20 protein-coding genes are annotated in these 21,802 nt (G+C 65.9%); 8 read left to right on the top strand and 12 right to left on the bottom strand.

Going from position 1 to position 21,802, the window contains the following annotated elements; genetic code table 11:
- Complete coding sequence (locus CA260_RS02235; RefSeq protein ID WP_111980827.1) at positions 1-876, top strand: ion transporter; 876 nt, start codon at positions 1-3, stop codon at positions 874-876.
- A gap of 193 nt (positions 877-1,069) precedes the next feature.
- Here CA260_RS02235 and CA260_RS02230 read toward each other — a convergent pair whose 3' ends face one another.
- From CA260_RS02230 to CA260_RS02195, 8 genes are all read right to left on the bottom strand, one after another.
- Positions 1,070-2,305, bottom strand: a complete 1,236-nt coding sequence (locus CA260_RS02230; RefSeq protein WP_111980826.1) for an acetylornithine transaminase — start codon at positions 2,303-2,305, stop codon at positions 1,070-1,072.
- Between the two features lie 782 nt (positions 2,306-3,087).
- Complete coding sequence (locus CA260_RS02225; protein WP_111980825.1) at positions 3,088-4,428, bottom strand: sigma-54 dependent transcriptional regulator; 1,341 nt, start codon at positions 4,426-4,428, stop codon at positions 3,088-3,090.
- Between the two features lie 266 nt (positions 4,429-4,694).
- Positions 4,695-5,114: a VOC family protein gene (locus tag CA260_RS02220; RefSeq protein WP_111980824.1), complete on the bottom strand. Its 420-nt coding sequence runs from the start codon at positions 5,112-5,114 to the stop codon at positions 4,695-4,697.
- Between the two features lie 29 nt (positions 5,115-5,143).
- Positions 5,144-5,569, bottom strand: coding sequence for an HIT family protein (locus CA260_RS02215; RefSeq protein ID WP_238149588.1), 426 nt, complete (start codon positions 5,567-5,569; stop codon positions 5,144-5,146).
- A 2-nt stretch (positions 5,570-5,571) separates the two neighbouring features.
- Positions 5,572-6,390 carry an SDR family oxidoreductase gene (locus CA260_RS02210; protein WP_111982965.1) on the bottom strand — a complete coding sequence of 273 codons (819 nt, stop codon included), beginning with the start codon at positions 6,388-6,390 and terminating at the stop codon, positions 5,572-5,574.
- Positions 6,391-6,563: 173 nt separating this feature from the next.
- The gene (locus CA260_RS02205; RefSeq protein WP_111980823.1) at positions 6,564-7,166 is read right to left on the bottom strand and encodes an LON peptidase substrate-binding domain-containing protein; all 603 of its coding nucleotides are present in this window, start codon (positions 7,164-7,166) and stop codon (positions 6,564-6,566) included.
- Between the two features lie 139 nt (positions 7,167-7,305).
- A complete protein-coding gene (gene mpl, locus CA260_RS02200; RefSeq protein WP_111980822.1) occupies positions 7,306-8,661 on the bottom strand; it encodes a UDP-N-acetylmuramate:L-alanyl-gamma-D-glutamyl-meso-diaminopimelate ligase in 1,356 nt (451 codons plus the stop codon).
- 85 nt (positions 8,662-8,746) lie between these two features.
- Positions 8,747-9,331 carry an adenylate kinase gene (locus CA260_RS02195; protein ID WP_111980821.1) on the bottom strand — a complete coding sequence of 195 codons (585 nt, stop codon included), beginning with the start codon at positions 9,329-9,331 and terminating at the stop codon, positions 8,747-8,749.
- Positions 9,332-9,557: 226 nt separating this feature from the next.
- Between CA260_RS02195 and CA260_RS02190 the strand changes: the two genes are divergently transcribed.
- Both CA260_RS02190 and CA260_RS02185 read left to right on the top strand, forming a co-directional pair.
- Positions 9,558-9,995 carry a VOC family protein gene (locus tag CA260_RS02190; protein WP_111980820.1) on the top strand — a complete coding sequence of 146 codons (438 nt, stop codon included), beginning with the start codon at positions 9,558-9,560 and terminating at the stop codon, positions 9,993-9,995.
- On the top strand, positions 9,992-11,260 hold the full coding sequence (locus CA260_RS02185; protein ID WP_111980819.1) for a 6-phosphofructokinase: 1,269 nt from the start codon (positions 9,992-9,994) through the stop codon (positions 11,258-11,260). The genes CA260_RS02190 and CA260_RS02185 overlap by 4 nt, the downstream gene beginning before the upstream one ends.
- A 3-nt stretch (positions 11,261-11,263) precedes the next feature.
- Here CA260_RS02185 and CA260_RS02180 read toward each other — a convergent pair whose 3' ends face one another.
- Positions 11,264-12,031, bottom strand: a complete 768-nt coding sequence (locus CA260_RS02180; RefSeq protein ID WP_172461698.1) for an alpha/beta hydrolase — start codon at positions 12,029-12,031, stop codon at positions 11,264-11,266.
- A gap of 167 nt (positions 12,032-12,198) precedes the next feature.
- On the opposite strand from CA260_RS02180, the gene CA260_RS02175 reads away from it, so the two are divergent.
- The 5 genes from CA260_RS02175 (at position 12,199) to ppa (ending at position 18,760) form a co-directional block, all read left to right on the top strand.
- A complete protein-coding gene (locus tag CA260_RS02175; RefSeq protein WP_111980817.1) occupies positions 12,199-12,588 on the top strand; it encodes an RcnB family protein in 390 nt (129 codons plus the stop codon).
- Positions 12,589-12,792: 204 nt separating this feature from the next.
- Positions 12,793-14,841: a sodium-translocating pyrophosphatase gene (locus tag CA260_RS02170; protein WP_111980816.1), complete on the top strand. Its 2,049-nt coding sequence runs from the start codon at positions 12,793-12,795 to the stop codon at positions 14,839-14,841.
- A gap of 261 nt (positions 14,842-15,102) precedes the next feature.
- Positions 15,103-17,211 (top strand): prolyl oligopeptidase family serine peptidase, encoded by a 2,109-nt coding sequence (locus tag CA260_RS02165; RefSeq protein WP_111980815.1) that lies wholly within the window; start codon positions 15,103-15,105, stop codon positions 17,209-17,211.
- Between the two features lie 57 nt (positions 17,212-17,268).
- A complete protein-coding gene (locus CA260_RS02160; RefSeq protein WP_111980814.1) occupies positions 17,269-18,105 on the top strand; it encodes a 2OG-Fe(II) oxygenase in 837 nt (278 codons plus the stop codon).
- Positions 18,106-18,220: 115 nt separating this feature from the next.
- Positions 18,221-18,760 (top strand): inorganic diphosphatase, encoded by a 540-nt coding sequence (gene ppa / locus CA260_RS02155; protein WP_038623236.1) that lies wholly within the window; start codon positions 18,221-18,223, stop codon positions 18,758-18,760.
- A gap of 48 nt (positions 18,761-18,808) precedes the next feature.
- On the opposite strand, the gene CA260_RS02150 is transcribed toward ppa, so the two are convergent.
- The 3 genes from CA260_RS02150 to thiC all read right to left on the bottom strand — a co-directional run bounded on the left by CA260_RS02150 (position 18,809) and on the right by thiC (position 21,754).
- A complete protein-coding gene (locus tag CA260_RS02150) occupies positions 18,809-19,006 on the bottom strand; it encodes a hypothetical protein (RefSeq protein ID WP_111980813.1) in 198 nt (65 codons plus the stop codon).
- A gap of 57 nt (positions 19,007-19,063) precedes the next feature.
- Entirely contained in the window at positions 19,064-19,648 is a 585-nt protein-coding gene (locus tag CA260_RS02145) for a ferritin-like domain-containing protein (protein ID WP_111980812.1), read from the bottom strand.
- Between the two features lie 228 nt (positions 19,649-19,876).
- Positions 19,877-21,754, bottom strand: coding sequence for a phosphomethylpyrimidine synthase ThiC (thiC, locus tag CA260_RS02140; RefSeq protein ID WP_111980811.1), 1,878 nt, complete (start codon positions 21,752-21,754; stop codon positions 19,877-19,879).
- Positions 21,755-21,802 lie beyond the last annotated feature (48 nt).

Genomic DNA, 21,802 nt, shown 5'->3' with positions numbered 1-21,802 from the left:
ATGAACGTGCAGCCGCGGTTTCCGTTCGACAGCGCCATCGCAGCTGCGGCCCAGCACGGCTGGCGAGCGCGATGGTTCCGCATCATCTTCGGTCACGACGACACCGCCTCGCGCCTGTTCGACCTGGTGCTCATGGTGGCGATCCTCGCGAGCATTCTGGTGGCGGTGCTGGACACGGTCGACGACCTGCATGCCAGGCTCGGCCGCGCGTTTACGCTGCTCGAATGGCTGTTCACCCTCGCCTTTACCGCGGAATACCTGGCGAGGCTGCTGGTGGTCTCGCAACCGCGCCGTTACGCCTTCAGCTTTTTCGGCATCGTCGACCTGGTGGCGGTGTTGCCGACCTATCTGACGCTGCTGGCCGCCGGCGGCCAGCACCTGATGGTGGTGCGTGCGCTGCGCATCCTGCGCATTTTCCGGGTGCTGAAGATGACCCGCTACGTGAGCGAGGCGGACATGCTCTGGTCCACCTTCCTGCGGGCACGACCGAAGATCCTGGTGTTCTTCAGCACCATTCTCACCCTGGTGCTGATCTTCGGCGCGCTGATGTATCTGATCGAAGGGCCGGAAAACGGCTATACCAGCATTCCGCGCGCGATGTACTGGGCGGTGGTGACGATGACCACGGTGGGCTTCGGCGATATCACGCCGCATACCACGCTCGGACAGCTGGTGACTTCACTGATCATGCTGCTGGGCTACTGCATCATCGCCGTGCCCACCGGCATCTTCGCTGCGGAGCTGGCGAGCGGGATGCGGCAGGCACGGCAGCAGCGCCGGGCCTGCGTGGGATGTGGGCTTGAAGGGCACCCGCCTGATGCGCGCTATTGCCGTGGCTGCGGAATGCCGCTCCGGGAAGGTGGAAGCGACACGTAATCCGCCGGGCGCCAGCGTGGTCGATGAATCGCCGCGGAAGAGCCTGGCGCCGTGATGATCATGCGGCGCCGTGGTTCGGGCAAACGCCGCTTTCGGGACGCGTGCTGCGCGCGAAGAAGCAACGCAGCGGTAACGTAACCATGCGGCGGCGCCGCGGTCGCGCACAGGGTGCGCTCCCGCAGAAAGCGCGGTTTCAGCCGGCGAGATAGGCGCGCAGCGCGGCTTCGAGGCGCGAGAGACCTTCGGCGAGATCGTCGTCGCCGAGGTTGAGCGGCGGCACGAAGCGCAGCACGTCCGGACCTGCCTGCAGCACGAGCAGGCCATGGGCGGCAGCGAAATCGAGCATGCTGCCGGCCTTGCCCTTGTGCGCGTCCTTGAGCACCGCGCCCAGCATCAGGCCGCGACCGCGCACTTCGTCGAACAGGTCGAGCGATGCATTGATGTGCAGCAGGCCTTCGCGCAGCGCCTGCGATTGACGCGTCACGTTCGACAGCAACTCGGGCGAGGACAGCTTGCGCAGCGCCACGCGCGCCACCGAAGCAGCCAGTGGATTGCCGCCGAAGGTGGTGCCGTGCGCGCCGAACTGCATGGTCTGGGCCACCTTGGGGCCGGCCAGCATGGCACCGATGGGGAAGCCGCAACCCAGCGCCTTGGCGAGCGTGACAATGTCCGGCTGCACGTCGTCCTGCACATGGGCGAACAGGGTGCCGGTGCGACCCATGCCGCACTGGATTTCATCCAGCACCAGCAAGGCGTCGTGCTGGTCGCACAGCTCGCGCACGCGCTTGAGGAAACCGGGCGCCGCCGGCAACACGCCGCCTTCGCCCTGCACCGGCTCCAGCATTACGGCGGCGACATCGCCCTGCGCGAAGGCGGCCTCCAGCTGCGCGGCGTCATTGAAGTCGAGGTAGCGGAACCCGCCCGGCAGCGGTTCGTAGCCTTCCTGGTACTTCGGCTGCGCGGTGGCGGTAACGGCCGCCAGCGTGCGGCCGTGGAACGAACCACGGAACGTGACGATGACCCGCTTGGCCGCCTCGCGCCCCTGTGCGGTAGCCCACTTGCGCACGAGCTTGATCGCAGCCTCGTTGGCCTCGGTGCCCGAATTGCACAGGAATACGCGTTCGGCAAAACCGGAGGCCTGTACCAGTTCCTCGGCGAGGCGCAGCGGCGGCTCGGTGTAGAACACGTTGCTGGAATGCCACAACTTGCCCGCCTGCGTGGTCAACGCTTCGAGCAGATCCGGGTCCTGGTGGCCCAGAGCATTCACGGCGATGCCGGCGCCCAGATCGATGTACTCGCGTCCTTCCGTGTCCCACACGCGCGATCCCTTGCCGTGGTCCAGCACCACATCACGCGGTCGATACACCGGCAGCCAGTAGCGCTTGCCGAGATCGATCAGGGATTGGGCGGACGGGTCGTGCGCGTGCATGTCGTACTCCAGGCATCGTCCAGGACGCTGCCATGCTGGGTGAAGGGGAACCGGATCAGGGAACGCCGCAGCGTGGTGCGGCGCGTCACGCATCGTAAGGCTTGCGCTCCCGCTTTGCACGGAAGCCCGCCAGCGATCACGGCCGGCGAGGTGTCAACTTTCCCCTGTTCGCTATAACCGATGTGTTACACATGCCTGAAAACCGCACAACGGCGCGGGCTGCCGGCCATCACGGCCATGTGGCCGCCCTTGCCCATGTAACGCGCGCAAGACGCCCCCGAACGCGCACGGATGCCGGAAATGGCCAACAAAGCCGCTTTATCGCGCCATTCGCGCGGTTGGCACACCGCTTGCTGCGTATGTGCTGTACAGGTGGGAAGCCAGCTGCGACGACGCACCGGGCACCGTGGCAGGGAAACCACGGCGGCGGACAGGCGACGCTCCTGGATGGCCCGGGGCACCACCGGCGCAGCCATCGCAGCTGGCAAGTGAATCTCTTCTTCCACCAGGGTTCGGACGGCAGGTGGTTCGACGATCTTCCGCCGCAAGGCGGCAACGAGGGCGGTAACCCGGCAACCCCTGTGGCCGGGGCACCAACGGAAGCCCCCGGCCCGACCCCTGCGGGCCGGGGGCCTTCCTTTCCGCCGTGATGCTTCGACGCGCGGAGTGAGCGGCGGGTGCTTGCGGGTCAGGTGGCCGGGCGGGCGCCCCACCGGCCACGCTAAGCGAGCATCCGCCGGTCATCCCGCACGGATGCGGTGATCAACCATCCCGGCATGGGTTCAGCGCAGCTCGTCGAGTGCCAACTGGTGCTTCTTGCACAGCCGGTAGATGGTCACGCGCGACACCTTTAGCCGCCGCGCGCATTCGCTGACGTTGAACCGGCTCTCGCGCAGGCACGCGATCACCGCGTCGCGCTCGGCCGCCACCCGCGTGCTGCCCAGGCTGGAACGGGCTGCCTGCTTGGTCAGCACGTCGGCGAGATCCAGATCACTCACGCTGATCAACGGATCCTCCGCCACCACCGCGGCACGCTGCACGCGGTTGAGCAGTTCGCGGACGTTGCCGGGCCAGGCGAAATCCAGCATCGCCCGTCGTGCGCTCGCACTGAAGGCGCGCGCGCGGCTCGGATGCAGTTCGCGGAACGCATCGAGGAAGCGCTGCGCCAGCAGCACCACGTCGTCCTCGCGCTCACGCAGCGCCGGCATGCGCAGGCGCAACACATTGAGGCGGTAATACAGGTCTTCGCGGAAACGTCCGAGCTCCACCGCTTTTTCCAGGTCGACATGCGTGGCGGCGAGCACGCGCACATCGAGCTTGATCAATTGGCTGCTGCCGACACGTTCGAGCGTACCCTCCTGCAGGAAGCGCAACAGGCTGGTCTGCGCATCGGGCGGCAGGTCGCCGACTTCGTCGAGAAACACGGTGCCACCGGCCGCCGATTCGAAATGGCCGATGCGGCGTGCGTTGGCGCCGGTGAATGCGCCACGCTCGTGGCCGAACAGCTCCGACTGCACCAGGTTCGGCGGCAGTGCGCCGCAGTTGATCGCCGCGAACGGGCGATCCGCGCGCGCCGACAAGCCGTGCAGTGCCCGCGCCGCCACTTCCTTGCCGGTGCCGGTTTCGCCGGTGATCAACACCGGCAGCTCGACCGGCGCGTATTTCCGGATGCTGGCCACGACGGCGCCGATGGCGGCGCTGCGCCCGGTCACGCCGATGTCGCTGGGTTCGGCCGCCCGCGGCCGGTCGCCGCCGATACGGTCCAGGGCCTCGACCAGGCGGTCGACGTCCACCGGCGTGGCGAAATACTCGATGCTGGCTTCGAGGATGCGATCGGTCAGCGGCTCATGGCCGGGCATCTCGGGCGGAATCAACGCTACCCAGGGCAGCCAGGGGTGGTCGGCCATCAGCTGGGCCATGGCCTGGAACGAGGCCGGGGCCGCCTGCCTGAGATCGGCCAGCGCCACCACCGTGTCGTTGTTGCGCATACCCACACCGCCCTGCGTACTGGCGTCGGCAACGCGAATGATCCAGCCCGCTTCGGCCAGGCCAGCACGTTCCTCGCTGGCAGGCTGCCCGAACCAGACGACGCATCGTCTGGCTTCCTCCCTCAACACAGCCATGGCTTCTTCCCCTTCCCCTGGCAAGGGTTACAGGTTCCGGCCGGTCGCAGCCCTGTCAGCTGGCCACCCCCCGGTTACCACGCCGTCGCGCCACGCTAATCCGCGACTGCTACAGAAATGTGATATGGATCACACAATATACAACTGCGGCGGCGGGAGTCACCCCACAAAGGATGCAGGGACATTCGAACAGAAGCGGGAGCCCCGGCCGCCGGCTAGCACCTATGGCCTAGGGGATGCCTGGGGAGAGGGGTGCCGTCCGATGCTTACCAGACACCGGTGTTGGGCATCGACGCCCACGGTTCCTGCGGCGGCAGGTGGCCGTCCTGCAGCAGCTCGACCGACACCAGGTCCGGCGAACGCACGAACGCCATGTGACCGTCGCGCGGCGGACGGTTGATCGTGTAGCCCATCGACTGAAGGTGGGCGCAGGTCGCATAGATGTCCTCGACCTGGAACGCCAGGTGGCCGAAGTTGCGGGCGCTGCCGTAATCCTCGGTGGAGTCCCAGTTGTAGGTCAGCTCCACCTCGGCCTCCGGCGAACCCGGCGCGGCCAGGAAGATCAGCGTGAACTTGCCCGCCGCGTTTTCCATCCGGCGCATTTCCTTCAGCCCCAGGCCGTCGCAGAAGAAGCGCAGGCTGGCGTCGACGTCGCGGACGCGGATCATGGTGTGGAGGTATTTCATGGTGTGCTCCTCGCGCCGGGGATGCGCCATCAAGGGGAAAGAAAGGGGCGGATGCGCGCGGCCAGAGCGTCGAGCACGTCGCGCGATGCCGGGGCCGGCGGGCGGTCGGCGTAGACACGCAACAGGCCGTCGCCCACGCGCCGCGGCTGCACGTGCAGGTGGAAGTGCGGCACTTCCTGCCCGCCCGCCGCGCCATTGGATTGCCACAGGTTGAGTCCGGACGGCCGCAACGCGGTGCGCAGTGCCTGCGCCACACGCACACCCAGTTGCATGACCTCGCCGGCCAGTTCGGGATCGATCTCGAAAAGGGTCTCCACGTGCTGGCGTGGTATCACCAGCACATGACCCTCGGTCGCCTGGCGCAGATCGAGGAAGGCCATGACGCGATCGGTCTGCGCCACCACGCTGGCGTGCAGACGGCCCGCAGCGATCTCGCAGAAGGGACAGGCCGCCACGATCAATCCAGGAACAGGTCCGGCAGCGGCGACTTCGCCGGGTCCATCGCATAGGGCGACAGGTCGATGATGCCGGCCTCGCGCAGCACGTCTTCGTCGATCAGGAACTGGCCCGCAAAACCCTTGGCCGGCCGCGTGAGTACGGCGTGGGCGGCGTCCGCGACGATGTCCGGTTTGCGACAGCGCTCGATCGGCACGCCGGGAATCATGTTGAGCGCATCGGTGGCGATGATGGTGCGCGGCCACAACGCATTCACCGCCACGCCCTGCGGCCCGAACTCACCGGCGAGGCCGAGCGTGACGAAGCTCATGCCCATCTTCGCCAGCGTGTAGCCCGTGTGCGGCGCCCACCACTTCGGATCAAGCGACGGCGGCGGCGCCAGCGTCAGGATATGCGGGTTGGCGGATTTCAGCAGATGCGGCATGCACGCTTGCGCGCACAGGAAACTGCCGCGCGAGTTCACCTGCTGCATCAGGTCGAAGCGCTTCATCGGCGTGTCGAGCGCCCCCGCCAGCCAGATCGCACTGGCGTTGTTTACCAGGATGTCGATGCCGCCAAAGGCGTCCACGGTGGCGGCCACGGCGGCATGCACTTCGTCCTCTTCGCGGATATCGCACTTGATCGGCAGCGCCTTGCCGCCGGCCGCTTCGACTTCCGCTGCCGCACTGTGGATGGTGCCCGGCAACCGCGGGTTGGGCACGTTGCTCTTGGCGGCGATGGCGATATTGGCCCCGTCCCGTGCCGCGCGCAGCGCGATGGCCAGGCCGATGCCGCGCGAAGCGCCGGTGATGAAGAGGGTCTTGCCGGCCAGGCTGGTCATGAGGAGTGCGCCTTGTTCGAGGAACATCCAGTGTAGGAGCGCACCCAGTGCGCGAAAAGCCTGCCGCGTCGTGGCGCTGATGCGGGTTCGTATCGCGAAGAACCTGGTCCGAGATACACCCCGTCTCCGCGATCGCGCACTGGGTGCGCTCCTACAGGTATGCCGGTGAGGGATCAGCCGCGTTGGAAGCGCGGCAGGATATCGCGCAGTTCGGCCAGCCGCCGCAGCGGATCGGTGATCTCCAGCATGCGCTGGCGCTCGTCATCATGCAGCGGCAGCAGTTCGGCCAGACGGAAGCCGACCCAGCCCGCATCGTCGTAGAGCTGGCGCGGCGCGTTGCGCCATTGCGGCGCCATGGAATCGACCAGCCGCTCGAGAATGGAGGGAAGCAACGCAAGCTCCACCGGGACCTCATGGGTGGGTTCGGTGGGCCACAGCTCCACGTCGCCACGCACCAGTCCGTCGGAGCGCACGCGCGTGCGCGCGACGCGAAAACGCTCGGTCCCTTCGATGAGGATGCCGAGCAAGCCGTCTTCGCGATTATGGAAATCGATGATGCGCGCGAGCGTTCCGACCGCCGCCGGTGTCGCCGGCGCACCGGCCTCTTCCCCTTCGAGGATCAGGCACACGCCGAACGACGATCCGGTGCGCGCGCATTCGCGCACCATGTCGAGATAGCGTCGTTCGAAGACGCGCAGCGGCAACTGTCCGCCGGGATAGAGCACCATGCCCAGCGGAAACAGCGGCAGGTCGAGGTAGGGAATCTGGGCTGCCATGCGGCAAGTCTAACGGGTTCGATCGGATGCGATGCCCTTGTAGGAGCGCGCCCAGTGCGCGAAAGCCCTACAGGGCGTTGATACCGTGACTCTGCGGTCGCGCACTGGGTGCGCTCCTACAGATGAGGTGAGAGCAACCTCAGGATTTCAGCGCTTCGGCGAAACGGCGCGGTGCGCCCTCGAAACCGCCGTTCGACATGAAGACCACGTGATCACCGGCGCGGACGTCGCTGCGCAACGCGGTGATCAGCGCATCGACGGTGGGCACGGTGCTGCCGCGTCCGTTCAATGCGCCCGTCACGCGGCTGGCATCCCACGGCAATTCGGGGCGATGCAGGAACACCACCGCATCGGCGTCGGCCAGTGACGGCGCCAGCGCCTCGGCATGCGCGCCCAGGCGCATGGAGTTGGAACGCGGCTCCAGCGCGACCACGATGCGCGACGCACCGACCTTGGCGCGCAGGCCCGCGAGCGTGGTGGCGATCGCGGTGGGATGGTGCGCGAAATCGTCGTACACGCGCACGCCGCCCACCTCGCCCACCACTTCCATGCGGCGCTTGACGCTCTGGAACTCGGCGAAGGCCGGCAGCAACGCGCGCGGGTCGGCACCTGCCGCCGCAGCCGCCGCGAGGGCCGCCAGCGCATTCATCACGCTGTGGTTGCCCAGCAACGGCCAGTGGATCTCGCCGAGCAGCTCGCCCTTGCGATGCACGCGGAACGCGGAGCCATCGGCCGCCAGCAGCTCCGCCTGCCAGTCGCCCTGACCGATGCCGAAGGTTTCCACCGGCGTCCAGCAACCCATGGCCAGCACTTCGGCAAGGTGATGATCGTGCGCGTTGACGATCAGCCTACCGTTGCCCGGCACGGTGCGCACCAGGTGATGGAACTGGCGCTGGATCGCGGCGACATCGGGAAAGATGTCGGCATGGTCGTACTCGAGATTGTTGAGGATGGCGATGCGTGGCCGGTAGTGCACGAACTTCGAGCGCTTGTCGAAGAAGGCGCTGTCGTACTCGTCGGCCTCGATCACGAAGGGCTTGCCGTTGCCCTTGCGCGCAGAGACGTCGAAGTTGCCCGGCACGCCACCGATCAGGAAGCCGGGCGACAGGCCCGCGCTTTCCAGCAGATGAGCCAGCAGGCTGGTGGTGGTGGTCTTGCCGTGCGTGCCGGCCACCGCCAACACCTCGCGACCCGGCAGCAGCGTCGCGCCGAGCCATTGCGGGCCGGAGATGTAGCGCAGCTGCTGATCCAGCATGTATTCCACGGCGGGATTGCCGCGCGTCATGGCATTGCCTACCACCACGAGATCGGGCGCGGGCTGGAGATGCTCGGCCGTATAGCCGTCCATCAGGCGGATGCCCAGCGATTCCAGCTGGGTGCTCATCGGCGGATAGACGTTGGCGTCGGAGCCCTCGACGGTGAGCCCGAGCTCGCGCGCCAGCGCGGCGACGCCGCCCATGAAGGTGCCGCAGATGCCGAGGATATGCAGACGCATGCTAGACCTGTTCGCTTGAAACAACGGGTGCGGCGAAGCCGGCCCCGAAAACCATCGGGCCGCCTTGCGGCGGCCCGGAAGCACATCAACCGTTCGCGGCGGCCGATTCGTCGGCCAGCGCGCGCTTGACGCGACCGGTGACCTCGTCGAGCTCACCCACGCCATCGACCACCTGCAGCTTGCCGCGGCGCTCGAAGAAATCGGCGACCGGCGCGGTCTGCTCGGCATACACCTTGAGCCGGTCGCGCACCACCACCGGGTCGTCGTCCTTGCGATGCTCCGCGGCGAAACGGATTTCGCAGCGGGCGATGATCGTTTCGTTCGGCACGTCGAGCTTCACCACCGCATCCAGCGGCTGGCCGATCTTGGCCAGCAGATGGTCCAGCGCGTCGGCCTGGGCCAGGTTGCGCGGATAGCCGTCGAGGATGAAACCGTTCTTCACGTCGTCCTGCGAGAGGCGCTCTTCGAGCATCGCCAGCAGGATGTCGTCGGAGACCAGCTTGCCGGCGTCCATCACCGCTTTCGCCTTCAGGCCCGTGGGCGTGCCGGCCGCCACGGCCGCGCGCAGCATGTCGCCGGTCGAGATGTGCGGGACGCCGAGTTCCACCTTCAGACGCGCAGCCTGGGTGCCTTTGCCCGAACCGGGCGGACCAAGTAGGACGAGTCGCATAGTGCTCCAGAGGTATCCGCGGGCCACCGGTACACGGAAGCCCCGCGAAAAGCGGAAAAGTAGCGTGCAAATTAGCTTCTGCGGCCGGTTCCGTCAAACGAGACCAGCGCCCGGATCGCGCCAAGTTACTGTTATGAAACGAGTTGGCACTGACACGCGGATGTCACGACATGTCTTGCGACGCCGGGATTAAGCTTCCGGGATTCACCACAGGAGCAAGACACCCATGACGGCACCCCGGATCCACATTGTCACGCTCGGCGTGAGCGACCTGTCCACTTCCAGCCGCTTCTACGAGACGCTGGGCTGGAAGGCGTCCTCCGCCAGCAACGAGAATATTGTCTTCCTGAAGGGTGGCGCGGGCGTGCTCGCCCTGTATGGCCGCACGGCACTGGCGGAGGACGCCCACGTCGACGACCAGCCGGCTGGGTTTGCCGGCGTCACGCTGGCACGCAACGCCGGCTCCAAGGCCGAGGTCGATGCGTGGTTCGCCGAAGCCGTGGCGGCGGGCGCACGTGCGGTGAAGCGGCCGCAGGAAGCATTCTGGGGCGGTTACTCCAGTTACATAGCGGACCCCGACGGGCACCTGTGGGAGTTCGCGTTCAACCCGTACTTCGTGTTTGATGAGCACGGCAACCTCGCCCTGCCGGATGAAACCCCATGACATCAGCATCCAAACCCCAAGGTCGTCTGCTCTATGCCCAATCCGGCGGCGTGACCGCCGTGATCAATGCCACCGCGGCCGGCGTGATCGAAGCGGCGCGCGCGAAGGGCGTGCAGGTCTACGCGGCGCGCAACGGCATTCTCGGTGCGCTGCGCGAGGAACTGATCGACACCGGCAAGGAAACCAAGGCCGCGATCGCGGCGCTGCGCCATACGCCGGGCGGTGCGTTCGGATCGTGCCGCTACAAGCTGAAATCACTGGAGGCGAACCGTCCGGAATACGAGCGCCTGATCGAGGTGTTCCGTGCGCATGACATCCGCTGGTTCCTCTACAACGGCGGCAATGATTCGGCCGACACGGCGCTGAAGATCTCGCAGCTCGGCAAGGCGATGAACTACGACATCCGCTGCATCGGCGTGCCGAAGACGGTGGACAACGATCTCGCCGTCACCGATTGCTGCCCGGGTTTCGGCTCGGTGGCGAAGTACACCGCGGTATCCACGCTGGAAGCCAGCCTCGACGTTGCCTCCATGGCCGATACCTCGACCAAGGTATTCATTCTCGAAGTAATGGGCCGCCATGCGGGCTGGATCGCCGCTGCCGCGGGTCTCGCCGGCGAAGGCGCGGATGCGCCACCGCACATCATCCTGTTTCCCGAGCGCACCTTCGACGAAGCCGCCTTCCTCGCCAAGGTGAAGGCGACGGTGGAGCGCGTGGGCTGGTGCACCGTGGTGGCCTCCGAAGGCCTGCTCAACGCCGAAGGCCAGTTCCTCGCCGAGGCGGGTACGCGCGATGCATTCGGCCATTCGCAGCTGGGCGGCGTGGCGCCGGTGCTGGCCTCGCTGGTGAAGGAAAAGCTCGGCTACAAGTACCACTGGGCGCTGCCCGACTACCTGCAGCGCTCGGCACGCCACCTCGCCTCGAAGACCGATGCCGACCAGGCGTATGCCGTAGGCAAGGCCGCCGTGGAGTACGCACTGGCCGGCATGAATGCCGTGATGCCGGTGATCGTCCGTACCAACGACGCGCCCTATCGCTGGAAGATCGAACCGGCGCCGCTTTCCAAGATCGCCAACCGTGAAAAGAAGATGCCGGCGAGCTTCCTCACCCGCGACGGCTTCGGCATCACGGCCGCGGCGCGACGCTATCTCGCACCGCTGATCCAGGGCGAGGCGCCGCTGCCCTACGGCAAGAACGGCCTGCCGCAGTACATCGCGCTGAAAAACACGGCGGTGGCGCGCAAGCTCGAGCCGTTCGCGCGCTGAGCATCAGCGAAGGAAGCGATCCAGGCTCACGCGGTAGTCGGCGTAGTCCTGGATCGTGTTGTGCCCCGCATCGGCCACCACCTGCAGCGCGGGTGGCTGGCCGAAGGCGCCGACCAGCGCCCTGGTTCGCACCGCCGGAATCACTTCATCCTCTTCGGCCTGGATGACCAGCACCGGGCAGCGGATGGCGCCGGCATAGCGCCACGATTCGAAGCGCTCGCGCATCAAGGCGTTTACCGGCACCCACGGGAAATAGCCTGCAGCCACGCGCACCAGGCTGTCGAATGGCGTCACCAGCACCAGTCGTTCCACCGGTCGCTTCGCGGCCAGTTGCACGGCGACGCCACTGCCGAGGCTGCGCCCGAGCACCGCGACGGCTGAATACTGCGGCGCCACCTCATCGAACAACGCAACGGCGTCGCCCACCAGGGCCGTTTCGCCGGGCGTTCCTTCGCTGGCGCCGTAGCCCCGGTAAGCCACGAGGTAGATCGTTCGATCGGGCAACCAGCGTGCGAGATCGGCCCGTGAGTCCTCCACGCGTTCACCGTTCCCGCCGAAATACAACAGCGCCTTGCCACGCCCCGGATTCATGACCCAGCCGCGCAGCTTCACGCCATCGTGCAGCAGTTCGACATCCGGCGACTGCCGCACCTGCCATGACGCTTCCGGGTGATAGACCTGCTGCCGCTGGCCCAGATACATCGACAGGCACAGGCCGCCGTAAAGCAGGACGAGCAACGCCGCGAGCACCAGCACGACCCGCACGAACATGAGCGTCTCCATTCGCCAGCTGACTGGCCGATTCATCTGGATGAGCGATGGCTGAAAGCCCGCAGGGCGTGAAGGTGGAATCACGCCCTGCGTTCAGACGCATCTTCCTACGATGCGCTCGCCTGACCAAAGCCCCTGCGCGACGGCGGCACTTCGAGGAGGACGTGATGAAAACCCTTACCAGCGTGCTCGTAGCCCTGGCCCTGCTTGCCGGCAGCGGCGCCGCCCTGGCCGACCCGGGGCATGACCACGATCGCCGGGGACATGACCGCGACGACCACCACGATCGCGACCGCTGGCATGGCCGCGACGAGGGTCGACGCGACCGCGATCGCCACGAGTACTGGGAGCGTCGCTACTACAGCGATCGTCACTACTACGGCCATCCTCGCTGGGCGCGCGGCTATCGTTACGACGGCCCGATGTATATCGTGAACGACTACAGCTACTACCGCCTGGCACCACCACCGTACGGCTATCGCTGGGTGCGTGACGACGGCAACTACCTGCTCGTCTCGATCGGCGACAACATGATCCTGGACATGGTGATCCGCTGATCCACATCCACTGAGCCAAACCGGGGCGGCGCCGCAAGGCGCCGCCTTTTTTGTGCGCCAATGCCGCAGTGCGTTGCGTCGCACAACACGACTGTCGTGATCCTCTGCCTATACTCGCCCATGACCGCCCGCAAGGGCGGCCGCCGTGTCGGGGTGCCGGTGGCGGGTCCCGACGATGTGGTTTCCACCCATGGGGAGGCTCCGATGCTGCAGCAGTATGGCTTGTGGATCGTGCTGGCATGTGCGGTCCTGGCGGTTCTTTACGGCGCGCTGTCCGTGCGCTGGATCTTGGCGAAATCGCCGGGCAACGCACGCATGCAAGAGATCGCTTCCGCGATCCAGGAAGGCGCGAAGGCATATCTCAATCGCCAGTACGCCACCATCGGCGGCGTCGGTGTGGTGTTGTTCCTGATCATTGGCTTTGCACTGGACTGGGGCACCGCGATCGGTTTCGCGATCGGCGCAATCCTCTCTGGCGCCACCGGTTACATCGGCATGAACGTCTCGGTACGGGCCAACGTGCGTACTGCCGAAGCGGCACGTGGCGGACTCGCAGCGGCGCTCAACGTGGCGTTCCGCGGCGGCGCCATCACCGGCATGCTGGTGGTCGGCCTCGCCCTGCTCGGCGTCACCGCGTACTACGCCGTGCTCATGCATTTCGGCTACGAGACCATGCATGCGCTGCACGCACTGGTCGGCCTGGCCTTCGGCTCATCGCTGATCTCGATCTTCGCGCGCCTGGGCGGCGGCATCTTCACCAAGGGCGCGGACGTGGGCGCCGACCTCGTCGGCAAGGTGGAAGCGGGCATTCCCGAGGACGACCCGCGCAATCCGGCGGTGATCGCCGACAACGTGGGCGACAACGTGGGCGACTGCGCCGGCATGGCCGCCGACCTGTTCGAGACCTACGCGGTGACGCTGATCGCCACCATGCTGCTGGGCGGCGTCATGGCCGAGCAGACCGGCAGCAACGGCGTGCTGTTCCCGCTGGTGCTGGGCGGCGTATCCATCGTGGCCTCGGTGATCGGCACCTTCTTCGTGAAGGCGCGCGGACCGAAGATCATGAATGCGCTGTACGCCGGCGTGGCGGTATCGGCGGTGCTCGCCGCGATCGCGTTCTGGCCGATCACCAGCCAGCTGATGGCCGATTCGTCCTATGGCGTGGGCCATCTCTACGGCTGTGCGCTGATCGGCCTGGTGCTTACCGGTGCCATGGTGGTGATCACCGAGTACTACACCGCGACCGAGTACAAGCCGGTGCAGCATGTGGCGCAGGCGTCCACCACGGGCCACGCGACCAACATCATCGCGGGCATCGGCGTGTCGATGAAGTCCACCGCGCTGCCGGTGCTGGCCGTGTGCGCCGCGATCTGGGGCGCCTACCAGCTGGCCGGCCTCTACGGCATCGCCATCGCCGCGACGGCGATGCTCAGCATGACCGGCATGATCGTCGCGCTGGATGCCTACGGCCCGATCACCGACAACGCCGGTGGCATCGCCGAAATGGCCGAGCTGCCGCCGGAAGTGCGCGGCGTGACCGATCCGCTGGATGCCGTGGGCAACACCACCAAGGCGGTGACCAAGGGTTATGCGATCGGCTCGGCCGGCCTTGCCGCGCTGGTGCTGTTCGCCGACTACACGCACAACCTCAACCAGCACTTGAACCTCACCGACTTCCGCTTCGATCTCTCCAACCCGTACGTGATCATCGGCCTGCTGATCGGCGGCCTGATCCCGTACCTGTTTGGCGCGATGGCGATGGAAGCGGTGGGCCGGTCGGCGGGTGCGGTCGTCGAGGAAGTGCGCCGCCAGTTCCGCGAGATCAAGGGCATCATGGAAGGCACCACCAAGCCCGACTACTCGCGCGCCGTGGACATGCTGACCAAGTCGGCGATCAAGGAAATGCTGGTGCCCTCGCTGCTGCCAGTGTTGGTGCCGGTCGTGGTGGTGTTCGGCTTCAAGTGGCTGGGCGGCGCGGAAGCTGGCGCACAGGCGCTGGGCGGCGTGCTGATCGGCACCATCGTCACCGGCCTGTTCGTCGCCATCTCGATGACCACCGGCGGCGGCGCCTGGGACAACGCCAAGAAATACATCGAGGATGATCACTTCGGCGGCAAGGGTTCCGATGCGCACAAGGCGGCGGTGACCGGCGATACCGTGGGCGATCCGTACAAGGACACGGCGGGTCCGGCGGTGAATCCGCTGATCAAGATCATCAACATCGTGGCCCTTTTGCTGATTCCTCTGCTGTAACCATGGCGCGCCCGGTCACTGACATGGTGATCGGGCGAACCCGCCCGGCACGTTTGCCCCCTCTCCCGTTTGGGCGACCCGAAGGTAGTCCCCGTGGGAGAGAGGGTTGGGGTGAGGGGCCACGCTGGCCTCGGTCCTGCTTTGAAGCTGTTAAAAGCTCGCCCAAAGCGGTCATCCCGCAAGCACCCGCCCCTCACCCCGACCCTCTCCCCAGAGGGGAGAGGGAGATGGTCGCGGTGACCTCACCAAGAAGGAACTTCCATGGCACCCAAGCCCTCCCTGTGGCTCACCCTCGCCCTTGGCGTCACACTCGTCGGCATGACGCACGCTACCGACCACATCGCAACGCCCGCCAAGGATCCCAACCTGTGGCTCGAAACCATCCACGGCCCCAAGCAGCTCGACTGGGTCAAGCAACAGAACGCGCAGACGGTGAAGCAGTACGCCGACAGCGCCGAGTTCAAGCAGCTCGATGCACGCATCCTGGAAGTGCTCGACTCGCATGACCGCATTCCGATGGTCAGCAAGATCGGCGACCTCTACTACAACTTCTGGCGCGACCAGGACCATCCGCGCGGCCTGTGGCGACGCACGACGCTGGAGGAATACCGCAAGGATCAGCCGACTTGGGAGACCGTGATCGACCTGGACGCGCTCGGCAAGGCCGAGAATGAAAACTGGGTGTGGCACGGCGCCTATTGCCTGAAGCCCGACAACCAGCGCTGCCTGGTCGCGCTCTCGCGCGGCGGCGCCGACGCCAGCGTGATCCGCGAGTTCGACCTGCCCACCAGGCAGTTCGTGAAGGATGGCTTCGTACTGCCCGAGGCGAAGACCGATATCGCCTGGAAGGACAAGGACCACATCTACGTCGCCACCGATTTCGGCCCCGGCTCGATGACCACCTCGAGCTACCCGCGCATCGTGAAGGAGTGGAAGCGCGGCACGCCGCTCGCCAGCGCCGTCACGGTGTATGAAGTGAAGACGGACGACATGAGCGTGTCGGCCTTCCGCGACCAGACGCCCGGTTTCGAGCGCGACTTCGTCACGCGTCAGATCGCCTTCTATGACAGCGAAACCTTCCTGCGCGGCAAGGACGGCAAGCTCACGCGCATCGACGTGCCCACCGATGCGAACACCGGCGTGCACCGCGAGTGGCTGCTGATCGAACCGCGCAGCGACTGGAACGTCGGCGGCAAGACCTACAAGTCCGGCTCGCTGCTGGCGACCAAGTTCGACGACTACATGGCAGGCAAGCGCGATCTCACCGTGTTGTTCGAATCCACCGACGCCACGGCATTGGACGGCTATTCGTGGACGCGTCACCAGCTGATCCTCAACGTGATGGACAACGTGGTGAACACGCTGGAAGTGCTGACGCCGCAGCCCGGCGCGTGGAAACGCGAGAGCCTGGGCGGCGCGCCGAAGCTCTCGACCATCGCGGCCGCCGCCGTGGACGAAGACCACAACGACGATTACTTCCTCACTGTCAGCGGCTTCCTGCAGCCCACCACGCTGTACCTGGGCACGCTGGGCCAGGGCGAGGCGCAGGCGATCAAGCACAGCCCGAGCTTCTTTGACGCCTCGAAATACGACGTGAGCCAGCACTTCGCCACGTCGAAGGATGGCACCCGCGTGCCCTACTTCGAGATCGCGCCGAAGAACCTGCAGACGAATGGCAAGAATCCCACCCTGCAGTACGGCTATGGCGGCTTTGAAGTCTCGCTGCAGCCGGCCTACAGCGGCAGCGTGGGACGCGCATGGCTTGAGAAGGGCGGCGTCTACGTGGTCGCCAACATCCGTGGTGGCGGCGAATACGGCCCACGCTGGCACCAGGCGGCGTTGAAGGCGAATCGCCTGCGTGCTTACGAGGACTTCGCGGCCGTGTCGCAGGATCTCTTCGATCGCAAGATCACCTCGCCCGCGCACCTGGGCGCGATGGGCGGCAGCAACGGTGGCCTGCTGATGGGCAACATGCTCACGCTGTATCCGCAGTTGTACGGCGCCATCGTGAGCCAGGTGGCCCTGCTCGACATGCAGCGGTATACGCATCTGTCGGCGGGCGCTTCGTGGATCGCCGAATACGGCGACCCCGACAAGCCGCAGGAATGGGCATGGATCAAGACCTTCTCGCCCTACGCCAACGCCACGGCCGGCAAGAAGTATCCGCCGGTGCTGTTCACCACCTCCACGCGCGATGATCGCGTGGGGCCGGTGCACGCGCGCAAGATGGCCGCGAAACTCGAAACGCTGGGCTATGACACCAGCTTCTACGAGAACATCGAAGGCGGCCACGGCGCGGCGGCGGACAACAAGCAGGCGGCCTTCATGAGTGCGCTCGGCTATACCTACCTGTGGGATCACGTGAAGTAATCGCGCTCCCTGCGTAACATGGTGCGCCAGCCTGAGCTGGCGCACTCTCTCGTACCGATGAGCAACCACACGATTCGTCCCGAGCTTCGCGAGTGGATCCTCGCCACGGCCCGTTCCGGCCATAGCCTCAGCGATCTCATGAAGCTGATGAAAGATGCCGGCTACGGTGGCGAGCAGAGCCGCCAGATGGTGGCACGCGTGCTCAACCTGCCGCTGGCCACGGTGATGGCCGCGAGCAAGCCAGGCTCCAGCGGACGGCGCACGCGCCATCCCGAGCCGCCGCAACAGACCGTCGACGGGCATACGCTGCGTGTCACGATCAGCACCGACAAACCCGTCGTACGTGTTCTGGAAAACATGCTTACCGCGGAAGAATGCGAAGGCCTGATCGCCGAAGCGAAGCCGCGCCTGCAACGATCGCAGACCGTGGATGTGGAAGGCCGCCACCAGACCGACGAACGGCGCACCAGCCAAGGCATGTTCTTCCGCATCGGCGAAACACCGCTGGTGCAACGCATCGAGCAGCGCATCGCCGATCTGCTCGCCATGCCGGTCAGCCATGGCGAAGGGCTGCAGATCCTGCACTACCAGCCGGGCCAGGAATACGAGCCGCATTTCGACTGGTTCGATCCCACGCAGCCCGGCTTCAGCGCGGTCACGGCGCGTGGTGGCCAGCGCATCGCCAGCGTGGTGATGTACCTCAACACGCCCGCGGAAGGCGGCGGCACCGGCTTTCCGAGCATCGGACTGACGGTGACGGCGATGCGCGGTTCGGCCGTCTATTTCGCCTATGAGACCGGCGACCAGGCCTCATTGCATGCCGGCCTGCCCGTGATCAAGGGCGAAAAATGGATTGCCACCAAGTGGTTGCGCGAGCGGCCTTACCAGGCCTGATGGCCCCGCCAGCCCCGGCCAGAGACTGAATTGCCGCTCGTCGCTGCTGCGACGCACCAGCATTTTGCCGTATCCTTGCAAGTCTTTGCTTTTGACTACGCCAAGGATCAAGCCCATGGGTCTGCACCTCGTCTCCGCCGGCCGCAAGGTTCCGGACGAAATCAACGTCATCATCGAAATCCCCAAGGATGCCGAGCCCGTCAAGTACGAGGTGGAGAAGGAAAGCGGCGCGATCTTCGTCGACCGCATCCTGTCCACGCCGATGCGCTATCCGTGCAACTACGGCTATGTGCCGGGCACGCTGGGCGGCGACGGCGATCCTCTCGACGCGCTGGTGATCCTGCCGCTGCCGCTGGTGCCGGGTTCGGTGATCCGTTGCCATCCGGTCGGCATGCTGAAGATGACCGACGAAGCGGGCAGCGACGAGAAGCTGGTGGTGGTGCCGGTGGAGAAGATCTTCGCGGGCTACGCGCACATCAAGGACATCAAGCAGGTGTCCGGCCACTGGCTGGAGCGCATTGGACACTTCTTCGAGCACTACAAGGACCTGGAGAAGGGCAAGTGGGTGAAGGTGGAAGGCTGGGTCGGCGCCGACGAGGCGAAGGCCGAGATCAATAGCGGCATGGCCCGCTACGAAGCCGACAAGAAGGCCTGATCGCTCTTGTGAAACGCGCCACCTTCGGGTGGCGCGTTTTTTTGTGTCTTATTCCGATCCACTCGCCTGCGCGGCCGCGACGGCCGCGCCTTGCGTATCCGCGGACGACGCAACAGGCTGCGGCGTGTCGAACATCGTCATCCACCACATCAACACGCACGCCAGCAGCACCGCGATGGACAGCACCGTCAGCACGGCACGCAGGATCACATGGCCCGGGCGGGCCGCAGGGCTCGACATCGGCATGATGCCTCTCCGGTTGGACAGCTCGCACCGATAACGCGGCTGCGCGCGATCCGCTGACTAATGCTTCGTGCTCTTCTCCGGCCGCGCCTTTGCAGGCTCGCCCTTCTTGCCCAGCTCATCCAGCAACGTCGCAAGATCCTCCGCGTGCTCTTCCTCCATCGCGAGGATGTCTTCCATCATGCGCCGCGTCGTGGGGTCGGCGGTGCCGATGTAATTGATGATCTCGCGATAGCTGTCGATCGCGATGCGCTCGGCCACCAGGTCTTCCTTGATCATGTCGACGAGATCGTCGCCTTCCACGTAGTCGGCGTGGCTGCGCGAGAGCAGTCCGTCCGGCGAAAAATTCGGCGCGCCATCCAACTGCGTGATGCGCTGCGCGATCTGATCGGCATGCGCCTGCTCTTCGTTGGCATGCTCGAGAAACTCGGCCGCCACGCTCTTGGCGTGAATGCCCTTGGCCATGTAGTAGTGATATTTGTAACGCAGCACGCACACGATTTCGGTGGCCAGCGCTTCATTGAGCAGCTTGATCACGGTCTCGCGATCGGCGGTATAGCCGGCGGTGATCGCACCCTGGTCGATATGCTCGCGCGCGCGTTTGCGAATGGTTTCGATGTCGCTGAGAAATGGCTTGGCTGCCATGACGTGGCTCCCTATGGACTGGCTGGGCAATAGCCGGACCGTAGGCGGCGACGCGCGAAACGCAGGTGAAAGCGGGAGACAACGGTTCAGGCCGCTGTTCCCGACGCCGCACGCGTGGCGCGGTGTTTTTTCCTGTAGGAGCGCACCCAGTGCGCGACAACCTGACGGAGCGGCAAGCCACTACGCTGCGGTCGCGCACTGGTGCGCTCCTACAGGAAGACAAGGCCTTTACGCCTTGTGGTAGACCTCGGAACCTTCGGCGCGGAACTGCGCAGCCTTCTCGGCCATGCCTTCTTCCAGCGCCTCGGCTTCACCCGTGCCATGCTCGGCCGCATAGTCGCGCACGTCCTGCGTGATCTTCATCGAGCAGAAGTGCGGACCGCACATCGAGCAGAAGTGCGCGACCTTGGCCGAGTCCTTCGGCAGCGTTTCGTCGTGGAATTCCGTCGCCTTGTCCGGATCGAGACCGAGGTTGAACTGGTCTTCCCAGCGGAACTCGAAGCGCGCCTTCGAGAGCGCGTTGTCGCGCACCTGCGCGCCCGGATGACCCTTCGCGAGATCGGCGGCATGCGCGGCGAGCTTGTACGTGATGATGCCTTCCTTCACGTCGTCCTTGTTCGGCAGGCCGAGGTGTTCCTTCGGCGTCACGTAGCAGAGCATCGCGGTGCCGAACCAGCCGATCATCGCCGCGCCGATGCCCGACGTGATGTGGTCGTAGCCCGGCGCGATGTCGGTGGTCAGCGGCCCGAGCGTGTAGAACGGCGCTTCCTTGCACCAGTCGAGCTGGAGATCCATGTTCTCCTTGATGAGCTGCATCGGCACGTGGCCCGGACCTTCGATCATCACCTGCACGTCGTGCTTCCACGCGATCTGGGTCAGTTCGCCCAGCGTGTCCAGTTCGCCGAACTGCGCCGCGTCATTGGCGTCAGCCACGCAACCCGGACGCAGGCCATCGCCGAGGCTGAAGGACACGTCGTACGCCTTCATGATCTCGCAGATCTCTTCGAAGTGCTCGTAGAGGAAGCTTTCCTTGTGATGCGCGAGGCACCACTTGGCCATGATCGAACCACCGCGCGAGACGATGCCGGTGACGCGCTTGGCGGTCAGCGGCACGTAGCGCAGCCGCACGCCGGCGTGGATCGTGAAGTAGTCGACGCCTTGCTCGGCCTGCTCGATCAGCGTGTCGCGGAAGATTTCCCAGGTCAGGTCCTCGGCCTTGCCGTTGACCTTCTCGAGCGCCTGGTAGATCGGCACCGTGCCGATCGGCACCGGCGAGTTGCGGATGATCCACTCGCGCGTTTCATGGATGTGCTTGCCGGTCGACAGATCCATCACCGTATCGCCGCCCCAGCGGATCGCCCACGTCATCTTGTCGACTTCCTCGCCGATCGACGACGTGACCGCCGAGTTGCCGATGTTCGCGTTGATCTTCACGAGGAAGTTGCGGCCGATGATCATCGGCTCCGCTTCCGGGTGGTTGATGTTGGCCGGGATGATCGCGCGGCCGCGCGCGACTTCGTCCCGCACGAATTCCGGCGTGATCAGCTTGGGCAGCGCCGCGCCGAAGGACTGGCCGGGATGCTGGTTGAGCAGCGCGCTGCCCTGCAGTGCCTCGATGCGCTGGTTCTCGCGGATGGCGATGTATTCCATCTCCGGCGTGATGATGCCCTGGCGCGCATAGTGCATCTGCGTGACGTTGGCGCCGGCCTTGGCACGGCGCGGCGCGCGCGTGGCGGTGAAGCGGAACGCATCGAGCTTGTGGTCGGCGGCGCGCTCGCGGCCGAAGGCGGAACTCAGGCCGCCCAGCTGCTCGGTGTCCCCGCGCTCGGCGATCCAGGTGGCGCGCAGCGCCGGCAGGCCGGTGACCAGGTCCACCTTGTAGTCGGGGTCGGTGTACGGGCCGGAGGTGTCGTAGACGGTGATCGGCGGATTCGCCTCGCCGCCGAACAGGGTCGGCGTCTGCGCCTGGCAGATCTCGCGCAGCGGTACCTTCAGGTCGGGGCGGCTGCCCTGCACATGGATCTTGCGCGAGCCCGGGATCGGGCGCGTCACGGCTTCGGAGAGTTCCTGCGCGGCGCGCGCGAGGTCGGTGGGCAGGGCATTCATCGGCAAGTCGTCCGGGGTCGAAGCGATGTCCCCGAGGGGACGTGCTTT

It is taken from the genome of Dyella jiangningensis (assembly GCF_003264855.1).
Taxonomy (GTDB): Bacteria; Pseudomonadota; Gammaproteobacteria; order Xanthomonadales; family Rhodanobacteraceae; genus Dyella; species Dyella jiangningensis_C.
The sequence above is the reverse complement of the archived record's forward strand: the minus strand, read 5'-3'. Positions and strand labels throughout refer to the sequence as shown.